Consider the following 16,020-nt stretch of genomic DNA (forward strand, 5'->3'; position numbering starts at 1 on the left):
TTGGAAGTTGAAGTTGCAAAAAATACGGCTGCGCCCTGCCCTCTGTTGGCCATTCCAGGCCCCGGGGCTTGCGCGGAGCGCAAATGTTGCACGATCACCGACGGCATTGCCATTGATTAGTGCCCGCCGCCGGACGCTTTCATTCAAGGCATGGCGCATCGATACAGGTGCGAACAGTGCGGGCGAATTGTCTTGAAGCGTTTGTGAAAATTTCGTTCAACGCATATCCGGAAACACAATAAACCTGGAAAACAAAACGCCCCGAGTTCTTCGGGGCGTTTACAGATGAACGCGACAGTTACTTCTCGGCGCGTTCTCTCAAGGCTTTCAGGGTATTGAACGGTGCGTCGACCACAAACTTGTTGGCGATCATCGACGGCACGCTGCCACCTGGCTCGGTGTGTACCTGATAGGTCACTTCAACCTGATCGCCTTTTGGCACGAACTTCCAGAAGCCTTTGACCTGCGCAACCCGCACAAAGCCTTTTTCTTCAGGAAGATACTTCGGCACACCTTCGAGATTACGGGTCAGGCTGCCATCGGCGCCTTCAACGGTGGTGACATGCAGGATGGAATCGCGCGGGGTCACTGGCCATGGCGTGTTGAACTGAGTGTAGGTCCAGCTCTGGTCGCCTTCGTGCTTGAGCAGTTTCTGGGTCTTGCACTCGTGAATCCAGGCGCAGGCACCGGAGACGTCTTCCTGCAGGTCGCGCAGTTTGGCGATGGTGGTCTTCATCACGGTCACGCCCTGATAAGACTTGTAGTCCGAACCCGGCACTTCGCTCAGGGAGACTTTGATGCCGTCTTCGTTCTTGGCGACTTTCCAGTCTTCAGCCTGGGCGGCCGAGGTGGCCAGCACGGCAGTCAAACCACACAACACAGCGATACGATGCAGCGAACCCATAGTCTTATTCCTTATTGTTGAAGTTCCGTTCGTTTGACACATCACGCCGCCGTCATCTGCTCCCACCAGCCGAGCAGTCTGATCGCATCTTCCTGGCTGCTGCCGCAGACTTCCGGATCGGCCTTGAATCCTGAACAGACCGCCGGACGCTCCGGTCGGCCGAAAATGTTGCACAGGTTATCGACCGACAACTGAACGCAGCGTTCACCGGCAGGTTTGCCATCGGGCATGCCTGGAATCGGCGAACTGATGGAAGGGGCAATACAGCAGGCGCCACAGCCTTCACGGCATTTCATGACGACGCGTTCCTCGCAGCGGGCAATGTGTTAAAGGGACGCGGGACAGGGTAACCGCTTAAACGGCTGTTTTAAATTCCCTGAGCCGGGGTTTTTACGCAGAAACGAAAATGACTGACCAGTCTCCGACAAAGCGTCTGGTCTGCGGGTCACCGACGGGGACGATTTATTGCTTGAACTCGAAATCCAGCGCCGCGCCTTCGACTTCCCGGCGCTCTTCATTGCGCAGTTGCAGCTGCATTTCGTTGCTGAGCAAGCGTCCATTGAGCTGGAACCCGCTGTTCTTGTCACCGAACATCTGCGGCAGGATCGCTTCGCGCTTGGGCAGCGTCACTGAGCCGGGGGGTTTCAATTCCTGAACCATGTCTTTGGGCAGACTCAAGTCGAGCTTCGCAGACGGCAATGGCGTCTTGGCCACTTCTTTCGCCGACTTTGACTTGGTAGCGACCGGTGCGCGCTTCTTGACCGGAGCAGCCTTTTTCTGCTGCGTGGTTTTCGCTGGAGCGATTTTTTTGGTCGTCGCCGGTTTCTTCGCGTTGGCAGTGGCCGGCGCCTTTTCCTGCGCTGCAGCCGCCAAAACACCGGGTACATGACCCATCAACAGCAGGCATAGCACAACCCAGGCGGCAGAAAATTTCGCTTTCATGAACCCAACGAAGCTGACGGCAGAGGGCCATATGCTCGCCTGTTGGACGCCACATGACAAGCTCCGCCATTGTTTCAGAATCCGCCGGCCATCTCCTGGCAGAGCTGTGTCGCCAACATGCCGAGGGTCATCAGCGCCCGTTCCGCCTCGCGATTCCACGGGATGCCGCAGTTCAACCGGATGCAGTGGTTGAACTGCTCGGTGTTGCTGAAGATCAGACCCGGCGCAATGCTGATGCCCTGTTGCAGCGCCCGCACGTGCAATTCCTGGGTGTTGACCCGCCCCGGCAGGCTGACCCACAGAATGAATCCGCCGGTGGGCCGGGTCATCTGCGTGCCTTCGGGAAAATACTGCTGAACCGCCAGCTGGAATGCGCTGAGATTTTTTCGGTATTCCTGGCGGATGTACCTTAAATGCCGGTCATAGCCGCCGTTTTCCAGGTACGCCGCGATGGCCATTTGGGTGACGCTGCACGCCGAATGAGTGCTGAAGGTCTGCAAGCGCTGGATTTCCTGCTGGTACTTGCCGGCGATCATCCAGCCGATGCGCACACCGGGCGATAAGGTCTTGGAAAAGCTCGAGCAATAAATCACCCGGTCTAGCCGGTCGTAAGCCTTGAGCGACTTGGTGCGCCCCTGCTCGAACATCAACTCGCCGTAGATGTCGTCTTCGACGATCTGGATATCGAAATCCGAGGCCAGTCGCAGCAGCTGTTTCTGCCGCTCTTCGGGCATGGTGCCGCCGAGTGGATTGCTCAGGCGAGTGGTCAGTACCAGCGCCTTGATCGACCATTGATTGGCCGCCAGTTGCAGGGCTTCGAGGCTCATGCCGGTGGCGGGGTCGCTGGGAATCTCGATGACCTTCAGGCCCAGCAGGTCGGCCAGTTGCAACAGGCCGTAATAGGTGGGGGATTCGGCGGCGATCAGGTCGCCGGGGCGGGTCAGCACTCGCAATGACATCTGCAATGCGTCGACGCAGCCGTGGGTGATTACCACTTCCGAAGGGTCAACGACCACGCCTGCATCGCGCATGCGAATCGCGACCTGCCGGCGCAGCGGCTCGAAACCCGGGCTGAACATGTAGCTGAACGCCCGAGGGCTGTGAAACCGGGTGACCTTGGCCAACTGCTGATGCAGGGCGCGCACCGGCAAATAATCGACACTCGGCACCGCCGCCCCCAGCGGGAACACGCCTTCACGACGGGATTCGACCAGCACTTGCTGAATGATGCTGCTGCGGGTGACCAGGCCTGGCCGTTCGACCCGGGCGATGTCCGGCGTGGGCGCCGTCAGTGCGGGAGTCTGGTGGACATAGTAACCGGACTGCGGCCGCGCACGGATCAGGCCCTGATCCTCGAGATTGGCGTAAGCCTGCAACACCGTGGCATGGCTGACGTTGAGCTGCGAACTCATCTTGCGCACCGAAGGTACGCGCTCGCCCGGTTGATAGACGCCACGGCGGATATCTTCGGCCAGCTGTTGAGCAATACGTTGGTAGAGCAAGAGATTGGTCATGACGCAGCACTCGATTTCACGGGCGTTTTATTCTTGTGTGAAACAATACCGGAACAGTTTGGAAGTGTACTGGGACAGTTGCCATATTAGTCAACCATACAGTGCTGTGTCGGTTAAATCTGTACCGCTTTGTGAGGTAATCGACAGACGTAAAAAAGCCCGGCGCTGCCTGACAGCCCGGGCTTTCCAGTAACGCCCCCCTCAGCGGGCGGCGCCGAGCTGGCCTTTTTCGTCGGAGAACACGATTTCCACCCGACGGTTCTGCGCACGTCCACGCTCGGAAGCGTTCGCGTCCACCGGGTATTCATCGCCGTAGCCTTCGACCTGAATGCGTTTTTCGTCGATGCCCAGGTCCGTCAACACGTCGGCCACCGACTGTGCGCGGTCGCGGGAAAGCTTGAGGTTTTCCTGCTTGCCGCCGGTGCTGTCGGTGTAGCCCTCGATGCGCACGATGCGTTTCGGGTTCAGTTGCAGAAACTGCACGATCTTCAGCACCACGCGGTTGGCCGAGTTTTTCAGTTCAGCTTCGCCGGTATCGAACAGCACGTCACCGAGGGTCATCACCAGACCACGATCGGTCTGGGTGGTGGCCAGCGCAACGATCTGCTCTTCCAGCCATTTGCCCTGCTGTTGCACGCTCAACAGTTTGGACTCGCGCAGGGCCAGTTGCAGGCGCTGGCGTTCAAGTTCCAGCTTCGCCACACGTTCTTCGTTGAGCACCTGATTGGTGTGCTCACGGGCGATTTCGCTGTAGCGCTGACTCAGATAGGCGTAATGCACCACGTCCGAGCCGCTGCCCCAGTACGTCGACAGACGATCGGCGCGGGCCAGGGACTCACCGGCGCGGATCACATCTTTCGGCGCGATACGCAGCACGTTGGAATCTTCCTTGACCTTCTGGAAGTCGCTGCTGGCCTGCTGCAATGCGGTTTCGCTGTGCTGACCGGCGCAGCCGTACAGGCTGGCGCAACCGGCGAGGATCAGAGCGCCGAGAGTTTTGGACTTCAGGCTCATTGGGCATTCCCCAGTTGCTTGCGCAGTCGGACGATGCGGGTGTTGAGCACGTTCACTTGCTCCTCGCTCTTCTGGGTCAGGACTTTGGCCTCCGCCAGGCGTGCGTCGAGTTCGGCCTGTTCGAAGCGCATCCGCGCATTCTTGTAAGACTCACCCGCCATGCTGCCTTTGGCCCGGTTGAACTTGTCCTCGGCCAGTTTCATTTCCGGCACGTCTTCGGCGGTGGCGCCGACGGCCTTGGCTTGCTCAAGGGCCTGCTCGGTCAGACGCATTTGTTCGTTGGGTGCCGGATCGCTGGCGCAACCGGCCAGGGCCAGGACGGCCATGGCCGCGAAAAGAAGTCGATTACTCACTAAGAATCCCTACTGTTTTGGGGCGCTGACAGGTGGTTGCGGCGGCTGTTGCTGCTGCGCCTTCCAGCGCTCGATGTTGCGTTGCAGCGCGGCTTCCGTCAGGCCGGACGCGGGCAATTCTGTCATCTTTTTGGCCAGCTGTCCGCGCAACCACGGATCGTTGCAGGCCGAGTTGTGCGAAACCGCGAGGAACAGACCGGGGCGGTCGATGGGTTGTTCAAAGGCCAGCAGATCATTGGCCATGCCCAATGCCTGCGCGGCCGCCATGCCCGAGTAGCGACCGGCTAGTACATATTCCACCTCGCCCAGCAGAAGTTTCTGAAACGCCTGGGTCAGGTTTGCCGTACGGGTCAGGGTCAATTGCTGCTCGGCAAAAGTGCCAAATGCCGGGGTCATTCGAGACTTTTCCGACAAACCGCCGGTATGCCCGTGCAGGTCCCTGGCTTCGCTATAAACGAGGGTCGAGCCCTTGCGCGTCCACACCAGATAATCGTTTTCCAGCAACGGCGGGTGAATGTAGTCAAGGTTTTCCAGCTCATTGAGGTTCATTGGCGCGTCGGCCAGCATGTCCATGCGCCCGCTGCGCACTTCGTCGAGGGCCTGGGAACGCTTGCCGGCGTATAACAGATCGACTTTGAGCCCCAGCTCCTTGGCCACCTGTCGCAACAGGTCGGCACTGGCACCGATCAGTTGCTTGGGGTTCTGCGGATCCTGCCAAAGGTACGGCGGCGCATCCGGGCTGCCGGTGACGACCAGCCGCTCGCATTTGCCCGCCGCCACCGACAGGCCCGGCAACAATGCCAGCGCCAGCAACCACGAGCAGCCCAACCGATGATGCAGATCCATGGCGAAACGCTCCCACTCAAATCCGAGACAAAAAAAAGCCCGACCAAAAGGTCGGGCTCTTTATAAGTGAAGCAGCCGGATTAGACCAGCTTCTCCAGCTCAGGTACGGCTTCGAACAAGTCCGCCACCAGGCCGTAATCGGCCACCTGGAAGATCGGTGCTTCTTCGTCCTTGTTGATCGCAACGATCACTTTGGAGTCTTTCATGCCGGCCAGGTGCTGGATCGCGCCGGAGATACCGACGGCGATGTACAGCTGTGGCGCAACGATCTTGCCGGTCTGACCGACCTGCATGTCGTTCGGTACGAAACCTGCGTCGACCGCAGCGCGGGAAGCACCAACAGCCGCGCCCAGCTTGTCGGCCAGAGCGTAGAGGTGTTTGAAGTTGTCGCCGTTCTGCATGCCGCGGCCGCCGGAAACGACGATTTTGGCAGCGGTCAGCTCAGGACGATCGGACTTGGCCAGTTCTTCGCTGACGAAGCTGGAAGTGCCGGCGTTGTGAGCAGCGGCAACCGCTTCAACAGCAGCCGAACCGCCTTCAGCAGCAACCGGGTCGAAACCGGTGGCACGCACGGTGATCACTTTGATCGCTGCGGTCGATTGCACGGTAGCGATGGCGTTACCGGCGTAGATCGGACGCTTGAAGGTGTCAGCGCTTTCTACCGAGATGATTTCGGAGATCTGGTCAACGTCCAGCTGAGCGGCAACGCGCGGCAGGATGTTTTTGCCATTGGAAGTGGCGGCAGCCAGGATGTGGCTGTAGCCAGCGCCCAGCTCTGCAACCAGAGGAGCAACGTTTTCCGGCAGCTGATGCGCGTAGGCAGCATTGTCAGCGTTCAGGACTTTGCTCACGCCAGCGATTTTCGCAGCGGCTTCAGCCACGGCGCCAGCACCCTGGCCGGCAACCAGAACGTGGATGTCGCCGCCGATTTTGGCAGCGGCAGCCACGGTGTTCAGGGTGGCCGGAGCCAGCACCTTGTTGTCGTGTTCGGCGATTACCAAGATAGTCATGATCAGATTACCTTCGCTTCGTTTTTCAGTTTCTCGACCAGTTCAGCCACCGACTTGACCTTGATGCCCGCGCTGCGTGCAGCCGGCGCTTCGACTTTCAGGGTCTTGTTGGTGGAGGCGGTGGAAACGCCCAAAGCGTCCGGAGTCAGCACTTCGAGAGGCTTCTTCTTGGCTTTCATGATGTTTGGCAGGGACGCGTAGCGCGGCTCGTTCAAACGCAGGTCGGTGGTGACGATCGCCGGCAGTTTCAGGGAAACGGTCTGCGCGCCGCCGTCGATTTCGCGGGTCACGGCAACGCTGTCGCCGGAGACTTCGACTTTCGACGCGAAAGTGCCCTGACCGTAGCCGCTCAGTGCAGCGAGCATCTGGCCGGTCTGGTTGTTGTCGCTGTCGATGGCCTGTTTGCCCAGGATCACCAGCTGAGGCTGTTCCTTGTCGACCACGGCCTTGAGCAGCTTGGCCACGGCCAGGGAAGTCAGGTCTTCAGCGGATTCGACGAGGATGGCGCGATCGGCACCCAGAGCCAGTGCGGTACGCAGCTGTTCCTGAGCGGTGGACGGGCCGATGGAGACGACGACGATTTCAGTCGCAACGCCTTTTTCTTTCAGGCGTACGGCTTCTTCCACTGCGATTTCGCAGAACGGGTTCATCGACATCTTGACGTTGGCGAGGTCTACGCCGGAATTGTCCGCCTTGACGCGAACCTTGACGTTGTAATCCACAACGCGTTTGACAGCTACAAGAACCTTCATGGATTCCTCGTTACTCTCCGGTGAAAAGAAAGTCGCCTAGGCGAACCTGGCGGTTGATGCTCATCGGGCACAAGGGCACCTCTAAAAACGCCGGCTGAACGGGATGACCGTTCGTCAGTCGTGACCGACGAGTCATGCCGCTTCGCGGTGTGTAAACTGCGCGCCGAACCTGCGCTGCGCATCACCGGTTACCGCCTACGCCCTGTCTTTAGAGGTGCTCTTGAAACCACCATTCAGCCTACGGCGAGCGCAAAACCGCCCGTATCTTGACCGGAACGCCCATTCTGGTCAATACGCCAAAATGCCCTGTCATAAGCCGCGCTTCTTTGATTTCTCTGGGCTGGAGCCGATTCAAACAAACGTTTGTATTGGACGCTAGGAGTGGTGTAGATATAATGCGCCGCCTAGAGAGAAAGGTGGTTTGCCCATTATTACCCTTGACGTTAACGTAAAGGCAATAACGGATACGACACCGAACCTCCAAATTAGAAAAAAAACTGTTGAGCCTTGAGTAGGAGATAGCCTGTGGAACGCGAATACATGGAATTCGACGTGGTCATCGTCGGTGCCGGCCCCGCTGGCCTGTCCGCCGCCTGCCGTCTGAAGCAGAAGGCCGCCGAAGCCGGTAAGGAAATCAGCGTCTGCGTGGTCGAAAAAGGCTCCGAAGTCGGCGCGCACATCCTGTCCGGTGCCGTATTCGAACCACGGGCCCTGAACGAACTGTTCCCGGACTGGAAAGAACTCGGCGCCCCGCTGAACACACCAGTCACCCGCGATGACATCTTCGTGCTGAAAAACGCCGAAAGCGCGCAGAAAATTCCTGACTTCTTTGTGCCCAAGACCATGCACAACGAAGGCAACTACATTATCTCCCTCGGCAACCTGTGCCGCTGGCTCGCTCAGCAGGCCGAAAACCTGGGCGTGGAAATCTACCCGGGCTTCGCCGCTCAGGAAGCGCTGATCGATGAAAACGGCGTGGTACGCGGGATCATCACCGGCGACCTCGGCGTCGACCGCGAAGGTCATCCGAAAGAAGGCCTGTACACCCCGGGCATGGAACTGCGTGGCAAGTACACGCTGTTCGCCGAAGGTTGCCGTGGCCACATCGGCAAGCAACTGATCAAGCGCTATAACCTCGACAGCGATGCCGACGCCCAGCACTACGGCATCGGGCTGAAGGAAATCTGGGAAATCGACCCGGCCAAACACCAGCCAGGCCTGGTGGTGCACACCGCCGGTTGGCCGATGGACATCATGGGCACCGAGAACACCGGCGGCTCCTTCCTCTATCACCTGGAAAACAACCAGGTGGTAGTCGGTCTGATCGTCGATCTGTCCTACAGCAACACCTACCTGTCGCCGTTCGACGAATTCCAGCGCCTCAAGCATCACCCGGTGCTCAAGCAGTACCTGGAAGGCGGCAAGCGCATCAGCTACGGCGCACGTGCGATCTGCAAAGGTGGCCTGAACTCGCTGCCGAAAATGGTGTTCAAGGGCGGCGCGCTGATCGGTTGCGACCTCGGCACCCTGAACTTCGCCAAGATCAAGGGCAGCCACACTGCGATGAAGTCCGGCATGCTCGCCGCTGAATCCGTGGCCGACGCGCTGTTCGCTGAAAAGGACGGCACGGAAGAGCTGACCACCTACGTCGACGCGTTCAAGAAGAGCTGGCTCTACGAAGAACTGTTCGCCAGCCGCAACTTCGGCCCGGCGATCCACAAGTTCGGCGCCATCGTCGGCGGCGGTTTCAACTGGCTGGACCAGAACATCTTCGGCGGCAAACTGCCGTTCACCCTGCACGACACCAAGCCGGATTACGCCTGCCTCAAGCTCGCGGCCGACTGCAAGAAGATCGACTACCCGAAACCCGACGGCAAGATCAGCTTCGACAAGCTGAGCTCGGTGTTCATCTCTGGTACCAACCATGAAGAAGAACAGCCGTGCCACCTGAAACTGACCGATCCGACCATCCCGCTGAGCAAGAACCTGCCGCTGTACGACGAGCCGGCACAGCGCTACTGCCCGGCCGGCGTGTATGAAGTGATCACCAAGGAAGACGGCGAGAAGCGCTTCCAGATCAACGCCCAGAACTGCGTGCACTGCAAGACCTGTGACATCAAGGACCCTTCGCAGAACATCACCTGGGTGACGCCGGAAGGCGCCGGCGGCCCGACCTATCCAAATATGTAAGTCGATACGCTGAACATCAAGGCTCCCTGTATGGGGGCCTTTTTGTTGCCCGCGATTCAGTGCATCACATCAATACCGGTGGGAGCTGGCTTGCCAGCGATGGGGCCGTGTCAGACAACATTGCTGCAGGCTGAAGCACCGCGATCGCTGGCAAGCCAGCTCCCACAGGATTGAGGCAGATCAGGCAGCGCGCTCCTCCCCGGGGCTACGCTCGAAATAGCGTTTGTATTCGCGACTGAACTGCGACGTGCTCTGATACCCCACCCGATGCGCCACCTGCGCCACGCCTAACCCCTCGGCGATCAACAACGTCTGCGCCTTCAACAAACGTAAACGCTTCAGATACTGCACCGGCGACAGCAACGTGCTGCGTTTGAAATGCTCATGAAAGGTCGAAACACTCATGTTCGCGCAACTGGCTAATGTCTCGACATTCAATGGCTCGGTGTAATGCGCATGCAGATGACTGATCGAAGCCGCCACCCGGGCGAACTGCCCCTGCTGCTCGACCAGCGCCCGCAGCACATCGGCCTGGGGACCGCGCAACGCGACGAACAACAACTCCCGCACCCGCGCCGGTCCGAGAATCTGGCATTCCAGCGGATCGTGCAGACAACGCAGCAAGCGTTCGACACAACCACGCATGTCATCGTCGAGCACCACCGACGTCATCGACTCCGGTGTCTGCGCCGGAATATGCCGCCCCGGCGCCAGCCCCATGGCCAGCACCAGTTCGCCGAGCAGCACCCGGTCGATCGCCACCGATACGCCGAGCAGCGGTGCGTCCGGCAACGCGTAGGTCTCGCACTCAAAGGGCACCGGCAAGGCCTGAATCAGGTAATGCCCGGCGCCGTATTCCATGGTGCGCGGCCCCAGATACGCCAGTTTGCTGCCCTGGGCGATGATCATCAGGCTCGGTTCATAAATGTGCGGGCCACGGGCGACGTCGCAACTGGCGCGCAATACCTGCACGCCCGGCAGCCCGGTCTGGCTGTAACCATCGCGCAGCGCCAGCGGTTCGATCAGCGAAACCAGGGTGGCGTTGGCATCAAGGTGACGGGTCAATTGCATCGGGTGGCTCTTCAGAAAAAATCACGGAAAAAGGGATAAAAGCATCATCGCAGATCCTTTTGCCAATGCGGCCGATCAACCCCGCATGCCGGAGGATTAGGCATGACACCCGGAGGAATCGCCATGGCCGGACGACCGGACGGCGCCCAGAATGCGCCGCCTTACCTGTCACTGCTTTTGCGAGGTTTCACATGTACACCGCCATCGGCTACGCCGCTCAAACGGCCACCACGCCCCTCGCCCCGATGAAGTTCGAACGCCGCAGCCCACGGGCCGACGACGTCGCCATCGAAATCCTGTACTGCGGCGTCTGCCACTCCGACATCCACCAGGCGCGCAACGAATGGGGCATCGCCGTTTACCCGTTGATGCCCGGCCACGAGATCGTCGGAAAAGTCACCGCCGTCGGTGCGAACGTCACCAAACACAAGGTCGGCGACCTGGTCGGCGTCGGTTGCATGGTCGACTCCTGCCGCACCTGCGAAGCCTGCCAGTCGAACCTCGAGCAATACTGCCTCGAAGGCCCGACCATGACCTATGCCACACCCGACCGGGTCGATGGCAGCAATACCATGGGCGGTTATTCGGACAGCATCGTGGTCAGCGAACACTTCGTGGTGCGCATTCCCGAGAAGCTGGATCTGGCGGCTGCCGCGCCGATTCTCTGCGCCGGCATCACCACCTACTCGCCACTCAAGCACTACGGCGTGAAGGCCGGCGACAAGGTCGGGATTCTCGGCATGGGCGGCCTCGGCCACATGGGCATCAAGTTCGCCAAGGCCATGGGCGCCGAAGTGACGCTGTTCACCCGTTCGGCAAGCAAAGCCGAGGAAGGTCGTCGACAGGGCGCCGATCACGTCATTGTCTCCACCGACGAAGAGCAGATGAAAGCCGCTGCCGGCCGTTTCGACTTCCTGCTCGACACCATTCCGGTGCAGCATGATCTGAACCCGTACCTCGACACCCTGCGCTTCGATGGCGTGCACATTCTGGTGGGCCTGATCGAACCGATCGATCCGCCGGTCCACGCCGCGAAACTGGTGCTGGGTCGTCGCGTATTGGCCGGTTCATTGATCGGTGGCGTTGCCGAAACCCAGGAAGTGCTGGATTTCTGCGCCGAACACAACATCAGCTGCGACATCGAAATGCTCGACATCCGCCAGATCAACGAAGCCTACGCCCGCATGATCGCCGGCGATGTGAAGTACCGCTTCGTGATCGATATGGCGACTCTGAAGCTCTGATTCCTCAGACCTTCAAGCCAAGCTCCGCCGAGAGCCGGGCCGTGACCCCTTTGATCAGGGGAATCAGCTCGGCCATTTTTTCCAGCGGCATGTACGGCACGGTGCTGGCGATGCTGATGGCCGCGACGATGCGCTTGCTCGCGTCGCGGATCGGCGCCGCCACGCAGCGGATCGACGGCTCGTTGTCTTCCAGATCGAACGCATAGCCACCGGCCACGTACTCGGTCATCCGCTGCTCCAGCTGCTCCCACGACTGCTGGGGATGCTGCGGCCAGAACTGACTTTTCCCACCCGCCGGCAGGCTGATGTCGTACAGGCGCTGCCAGTCCTGCGGTGCGTCATCCAGCATCAGCGCCTTGCCGATCCCGGTCCGCGCCAGCGGCATGCGATGGCCGACCCGCGAGCGCATTTCCGGGCCGTTGCGCCCCGGATTCTTCAGCAAATAAAGCACCTCGTCGCCTTCACGAATGCCCAGGTGAACGGTGTCGCCGGTCAGCGCCGACAACTCGTCCAGATAAGGCCCGGCCAGGGTCACCAGCGGCAATTCCTCACGCGCCTGGAAACCCAGTTCGATCAGCTTCGGCCCCAACAGATAACCGACTTGCGGCACGACGCGCAGGTAGCGCTCGTCCACCAGACAACTGGCCAGACGATGAGTGGTGCTGCGCGTGGTGCCGATCAGGCGGGCAATCTCTTTGAGATCGCGGGCGCCACAGGCGACGGCGTGCACCACACCCAACCCGCGAAGCAGGGTCTGGGTGCCGGTCGGCGCGGCGTCCTTGGCGGTTTTCGGGGCGTCTTCCTGCATATCCAGCCTTTAGCGTTGAGCGAGGGAACGGGCGGCATTATGGTCGCCCGACATAGCCGACTACAACTCGATGCGCTCGACCTTGCCCACCAACAGCACGTAGGACAAAGCACCGATCAATGCCAGAACCGCGATGTAGGTGATCGCCGGGGCGAACGAATCGCCGCTAGCCAGGAAGCCGATGACAATCGGCGTGGCAATCGCCGACAGGTTGCCGATGAAGTTGAATACCCCACCGGTCAAGCCCAGCAACCGCGCCGGCGCCAGTGTCGAGACCAGCGACCAGGTGATCGACGCCAGCCCGTTGCCGAAAAATGCCAGCGCCAGGAAGGCAATCACCAACGGCGTCGATTCGACGAAGTTGGCGCCGATGATCGAGGTGGAAATCAGCAGCCCGCCAATGATCGGCAGCTTGCGCGCAAACCCGACGGTGCAGCCACGGCGAATCAGGAAGTCGGAAAAGAACCCGGAGCACAGCACGCCGATGAACGCGGCGAGAAACGGCAGCGACGCCAGCAGACCGGACTTGATGAAGTCCATGCCGCGATATTTCACCAGGTAGGTCGGAAACCAGGTCAGGAAAAACCACAACGTCGAGTTCAGGCAGAACTGGCCGAGGTAGATCCCCCACAACTTGCGTTTGCTCAGGACAATGCCGAGATCGGTCCAGCTGAATTTCGCCTTCACCTTGGCGGTTTCGGCGGCGATGTCCACCAACCCGCCGCCCTCCCGGATCAGGTCGATTTCGCCTTGGTTGGCGCCTTTGAAATCACGCGGTTCGCGATACACCGCGTACCAGATCGCCGCCCAGACAATGCCCACCGCGCCGGTCACGACAAACACCATGTGCCAGCCAAACTCATGTTGCAGCCACGCCAGCACCGGGGTCAGAAACGCCAGCCCGACAAACTGCCCGGAGGTATAGAAGCCGATGGCCGTGGCCCGCTCACGCTCGGGGAACCAGGTCGTCACCACGCGGCTGTTGATCGGATACGCCGGCGCTTCCAGCGCACCGACCGCCATGCGCAGCACGAACAGCGCGATGAAACTGGCAGCGAACCCGAGCATCACCGTGGCCAGCGACCACAACAGCAGCGCGACGCTGTAAAGGATGCGCGGTGGCACCCGATCCACCAGCCAGCCGCCGGGGATCTGCATGGCGGCGTAGGTCCAGCCGAACGCCGAGAAGATCAGCCCGACGTGCACCGGGTCGATGCCCAGATCCGTCGTCAGTGCCGGGGCGGCAATCGACAGGTTGCTGCGGTCGAGGTAGTTGATGACCACGGTGATGAACAGCAACACCATGATGAAAAATCGCTTGCGGCTGGGCGCGACTAACGTCGCTTGCCCGATAAGGGTTTGCGGTTGCATGGGGAGCGCCTCTTCTTATGTTTATTGAGGTCGGATTTAGCAGGCGAGATCGTTCCCACGCTCCGCGTGGGAATGCAGCCCGGGACGCTCTGCGTCCCAAGAGCGGACGCAGAGCGTCCATTGAGGCATTCCCACGCGGAGCGTGGGAACGATCGCTTAGAAGGGAATCAGCGACTCACCACTCGGCAAAACTGCCATCGGCATGCCGCCAGATCGGGTTGCGCCAGCGGTGGCCGACCGCCGCGCGTTCGATCACGTATTCCTCGTTGATCTCGATTCCCAGGCCCGGGCCGTTGGGGATTTTCACGAAGCCCTTGTCGTAGTCGAACACCCGTGGATCCTTCACATAATCGAGCAGGTCATTGCTCTCATTGTAATGGATGCCCAGGCTCTGCTCCTGGATAAACGCGTTGTAACAAGCGGCGTCCAGTTGCAGACACGCCGCCAGTGCAATCGGCCCCAGCGGGCAATGCAGTGCCAGCGCCACGTCGTAGGCTTCGGCCATGTTGGCGATCTTGCGGGTCTCGGTGATGCCGCCGGCGTGGGACGCATCCGGCTGGATGATGTCGACGTAGCCTTCGCTCAACACCCGTTTAAAGTCCCACCGCGAAAACAGCCGCTCACCGAGGGCAATCGGGGTGCTGGTCAGCGGCGCCAGTTCCTTCAACGCTTCATAGTTTTCGCTGAGCACCGGCTCTTCGATGAACATCAATTTGTAAGGATCGAGCTCCTTCATCAGCACCTTGGCCATCGGCTTGTGCACCCGGCCATGGAAGTCGACGCCGATGCCGACGTTCGGCCCCACCGCATCGCGCACGGCGGCAACGTTGGCCAGCGCCAGATCGACTTTTTCGAAGGTATCGAGAAATTGCAGCTCCTCGGTGCCGTTCATTTTCACCGCCGTAAAACCCCGGCCCACCGCCTCTTTAGCGGCCCGCGCGGTGTCCGCCGGACGGTCACCGCCGATCCACGAATACACGCGGATCTTGTCCCGCACCTGACCGCCGAGCAGATCGCTGACCGACACACCGAGCGCCTTGCCCTTGATGTCCCACAGCGCCTGATCGATACCGGCCAGTGCGCTCATGTGGATCGCGCCGCCCCGGTAGAAGCCGCCGCGATACAGCACGGTCCAGATGTCTTCGATATTGCGTGGGTCTTTACCGATCAGGTAGTCGGACAATTCCTCGACCGCAGCAGCAACCGTGTGGGCGCGGCCCTCGACCACGGGCTCGCCCCAACCGGTCACGCCTTCGTCGGTTTCGACTTTCAGGAAACACCAGCGCGGCGGGACGATGAAGGTGGTGAGTTTGGTGATTTTCATCTGCTTGTCTCTCTTGTTAGATGCAGCGCACGCAGCGCTGAAAAGTCTTAGCGAAGGGCTTTCCAGGCCGCCACGTAGGCCTTGGCATTGGCCGCCACTTGCTCAGTCGTCATGCCCGGCTTGAACAGCCCGGAACCGAGGCCAAAGCCTTTGACGCCGGCGTCGATGAACGCCTGCATGTTGTCCGGCGTGATGCCACCGACCGGCGCCAGGATCGTCCCGACGGGCAACACCGCCAGCCAGGCTTTCACCACCGCCGGGCCCATCTGTTCGGCCGGGAACAGCTTGAGAATGTCAGCACCCTCCTCCAGTGCCGCAAAGGCTTCGGTCGGTGTGGCAACGCCCGGCGACAGGTACAGCCCCGCCGCTTTCGCCGCCCGCAGCACCTTGGCATCGCTGTGGGGCATGACGATCACCTGGCCGCCGGCCTCCTTCACCAATTCGACCTGTTCCGGGGTCAGCACCGTGCCGGCACCGATCAGACAATCGGCGGGCAAGGCCTTACGCAGAATACGGATGCTTTCGTACGGCGAGGGGGAATTGAGCGGTACTTCGATGACGCGAAATCCGGCCGCATACAGGACTTCTCCGACAGCGGCGGCTTCCTGCGGATGCAGGCCGCGCAGAATCGCGATCAGACCGTTTTGCGCCAGTGCTTGCTTGAGCATGTCAGGCCT

16 protein-coding genes are annotated in these 16,020 nt (G+C 60.4%); 2 read left to right on the plus strand and 14 right to left on the minus strand.

Annotated elements, in window-relative coordinates; translation table 11 throughout:
• Positions 1 to 298: 298 nt before the first annotated feature.
• The 9 genes from AWU82_RS00945 to AWU82_RS00985 form a co-directional block, all read right to left on the minus strand.
• A complete protein-coding gene (locus AWU82_RS00945; RefSeq protein ID WP_064383434.1) occupies positions 299 to 904 on the minus strand; it encodes an START domain-containing protein in 606 nt (201 codons plus the stop codon).
• A 41-nt stretch (positions 905 to 945) separates the two neighbouring features.
• Positions 946 to 1,200, minus strand: coding sequence for a YkgJ family cysteine cluster protein (locus AWU82_RS00950; protein ID WP_007950870.1), 255 nt, complete (start codon positions 1,198 to 1,200; stop codon positions 946 to 948).
• 166 nt (positions 1,201 to 1,366) lie between these two features.
• Entirely contained in the window at positions 1,367 to 1,846 is a 480-nt protein-coding gene (locus tag AWU82_RS00955) for a hypothetical protein (protein ID WP_064383436.1), read from the minus strand.
• A 74-nt stretch (positions 1,847 to 1,920) separates the two neighbouring features.
• Positions 1,921 to 3,360: an aminotransferase-like domain-containing protein gene (locus AWU82_RS00960; RefSeq protein ID WP_007950868.1), complete on the minus strand. Its 1,440-nt coding sequence runs from the start codon at positions 3,358 to 3,360 to the stop codon at positions 1,921 to 1,923.
• Positions 3,361 to 3,561: 201 nt separating this feature from the next.
• The gene (locus AWU82_RS00965; protein WP_064383437.1) at positions 3,562 to 4,374 is read right to left on the minus strand and encodes an OmpA family protein; all 813 of its coding nucleotides are present in this window, start codon (positions 4,372 to 4,374) and stop codon (positions 3,562 to 3,564) included.
• On the minus strand, positions 4,371 to 4,727 hold the full coding sequence (locus tag AWU82_RS00970; RefSeq protein ID WP_170928976.1) for a DUF4398 domain-containing protein: 357 nt from the start codon (positions 4,725 to 4,727) through the stop codon (positions 4,371 to 4,373). The genes AWU82_RS00965 and AWU82_RS00970 overlap by 4 nt, the downstream gene beginning before the upstream one ends.
• A gap of 9 nt (positions 4,728 to 4,736) precedes the next feature.
• Positions 4,737 to 5,573, minus strand: coding sequence for a substrate-binding periplasmic protein (locus AWU82_RS00975; protein ID WP_064383441.1), 837 nt, complete (start codon positions 5,571 to 5,573; stop codon positions 4,737 to 4,739).
• Positions 5,574 to 5,653: 80 nt separating this feature from the next.
• Positions 5,654 to 6,583, minus strand: coding sequence for an electron transfer flavoprotein subunit alpha/FixB family protein (locus AWU82_RS00980; RefSeq protein ID WP_011335403.1), 930 nt, complete (start codon positions 6,581 to 6,583; stop codon positions 5,654 to 5,656).
• Positions 6,584 to 6,585: 2 nt separating this feature from the next.
• The gene (locus AWU82_RS00985; protein ID WP_003226982.1) at positions 6,586 to 7,335 is read right to left on the minus strand and encodes an electron transfer flavoprotein subunit beta/FixA family protein; all 750 of its coding nucleotides are present in this window, start codon (positions 7,333 to 7,335) and stop codon (positions 6,586 to 6,588) included.
• 525 nt (positions 7,336 to 7,860) lie between these two features.
• On the opposite strand from AWU82_RS00985, the gene AWU82_RS00990 reads away from it, so the two are divergent.
• Complete coding sequence (locus AWU82_RS00990; protein WP_007950858.1) at positions 7,861 to 9,525, plus strand: electron transfer flavoprotein-ubiquinone oxidoreductase; 1,665 nt, start codon at positions 7,861 to 7,863, stop codon at positions 9,523 to 9,525.
• A gap of 180 nt (positions 9,526 to 9,705) precedes the next feature.
• Here the strand turns inward: AWU82_RS00990 and AWU82_RS00995 are convergent, their stop codons facing one another.
• Positions 9,706 to 10,596, minus strand: coding sequence for an AraC family transcriptional regulator (locus AWU82_RS00995; RefSeq protein WP_064383443.1), 891 nt, complete (start codon positions 10,594 to 10,596; stop codon positions 9,706 to 9,708).
• 191 nt (positions 10,597 to 10,787) lie between these two features.
• On the opposite strand from AWU82_RS00995, the gene AWU82_RS01000 reads away from it, so the two are divergent.
• Entirely contained in the window at positions 10,788 to 11,840 is a 1,053-nt protein-coding gene (locus tag AWU82_RS01000; protein ID WP_011335405.1) for an NAD(P)-dependent alcohol dehydrogenase, read from the plus strand.
• A gap of 4 nt (positions 11,841 to 11,844) precedes the next feature.
• Here the strand turns inward: AWU82_RS01000 and AWU82_RS01005 are convergent, their stop codons facing one another.
• From AWU82_RS01005 to AWU82_RS01020, 4 genes are all read right to left on the minus strand, one after another.
• The gene (locus AWU82_RS01005; RefSeq protein WP_064383445.1) at positions 11,845 to 12,648 is read right to left on the minus strand and encodes an IclR family transcriptional regulator; all 804 of its coding nucleotides are present in this window, start codon (positions 12,646 to 12,648) and stop codon (positions 11,845 to 11,847) included.
• Positions 12,649 to 12,708: 60 nt separating this feature from the next.
• On the minus strand, positions 12,709 to 14,019 hold the full coding sequence (locus AWU82_RS01010) for an MFS transporter (RefSeq protein WP_064383447.1): 1,311 nt from the start codon (positions 14,017 to 14,019) through the stop codon (positions 12,709 to 12,711).
• A gap of 175 nt (positions 14,020 to 14,194) precedes the next feature.
• A complete protein-coding gene (gene dgoD, locus AWU82_RS01015) occupies positions 14,195 to 15,343 on the minus strand; it encodes a galactonate dehydratase (protein WP_007950849.1) in 1,149 nt (382 codons plus the stop codon).
• 47 nt (positions 15,344 to 15,390) lie between these two features.
• Positions 15,391 to 16,011: a 2-dehydro-3-deoxy-6-phosphogalactonate aldolase gene (locus AWU82_RS01020; protein ID WP_064383449.1), complete on the minus strand. Its 621-nt coding sequence runs from the start codon at positions 16,009 to 16,011 to the stop codon at positions 15,391 to 15,393.
• Positions 16,012 to 16,020: the final 9 nt, after the last annotated feature.

It is taken from the genome of Pseudomonas glycinae (genome assembly GCF_001594225.2).
Taxonomy (GTDB): domain Bacteria; phylum Pseudomonadota; class Gammaproteobacteria; order Pseudomonadales; family Pseudomonadaceae; genus Aquipseudomonas; species Aquipseudomonas glycinae.

Coding starts and splice junctions, on each gene's coding strand:
- AWU82_RS00945 (WP_064383434.1), bottom strand. CDS start 904: ATGGGTTCGCTGCATCGTATCGCTGTGTTGTGTGGTTTGACTGCCGTG.
- AWU82_RS00950 (WP_007950870.1), bottom strand. CDS start 1,200: ATGAAATGCCGTGAAGGCTGTGGCGCCTGCTGTATTGCCCCTTCCATC.
- AWU82_RS00955 (WP_064383436.1), bottom strand. CDS start 1,846: ATGAAAGCGAAATTTTCTGCCGCCTGGGTTGTGCTATGCCTGCTGTTG.
- AWU82_RS00960 (WP_007950868.1), bottom strand. CDS start 3,360: ATGACCAATCTCTTGCTCTACCAACGTATTGCTCAACAGCTGGCCGAA.
- AWU82_RS00965 (WP_064383437.1), bottom strand. CDS start 4,374: ATGAGCCTGAAGTCCAAAACTCTCGGCGCTCTGATCCTCGCCGGTTGC.
- AWU82_RS00975 (WP_064383441.1), bottom strand. CDS start 5,573: ATGGATCTGCATCATCGGTTGGGCTGCTCGTGGTTGCTGGCGCTGGCA.
- AWU82_RS00980 (WP_011335403.1), bottom strand. CDS start 6,583: ATGACTATCTTGGTAATCGCCGAACACGACAACAAGGTGCTGGCTCCG.
- AWU82_RS00985 (WP_003226982.1), bottom strand. CDS start 7,335: ATGAAGGTTCTTGTAGCTGTCAAACGCGTTGTGGATTACAACGTCAAG.
- AWU82_RS00995 (WP_064383443.1), bottom strand. CDS start 10,596: ATGCAATTGACCCGTCACCTTGATGCCAACGCCACCCTGGTTTCGCTG.
- AWU82_RS01000 (WP_011335405.1), top strand. CDS start 10,788: ATGTACACCGCCATCGGCTACGCCGCTCAAACGGCCACCACGCCCCTC.
- AWU82_RS01005 (WP_064383445.1), bottom strand. CDS start 12,648: ATGCAGGAAGACGCCCCGAAAACCGCCAAGGACGCCGCGCCGACCGGC.
- AWU82_RS01010 (WP_064383447.1), bottom strand. CDS start 14,019: ATGCAACCGCAAACCCTTATCGGGCAAGCGACGTTAGTCGCGCCCAGC.
- dgoD (WP_007950849.1), bottom strand. CDS start 15,343: ATGAAAATCACCAAACTCACCACCTTCATCGTCCCGCCGCGCTGGTGT.
- AWU82_RS01020 (WP_064383449.1), bottom strand. CDS start 16,011: ATGCTCAAGCAAGCACTGGCGCAAAACGGTCTGATCGCGATTCTGCGC.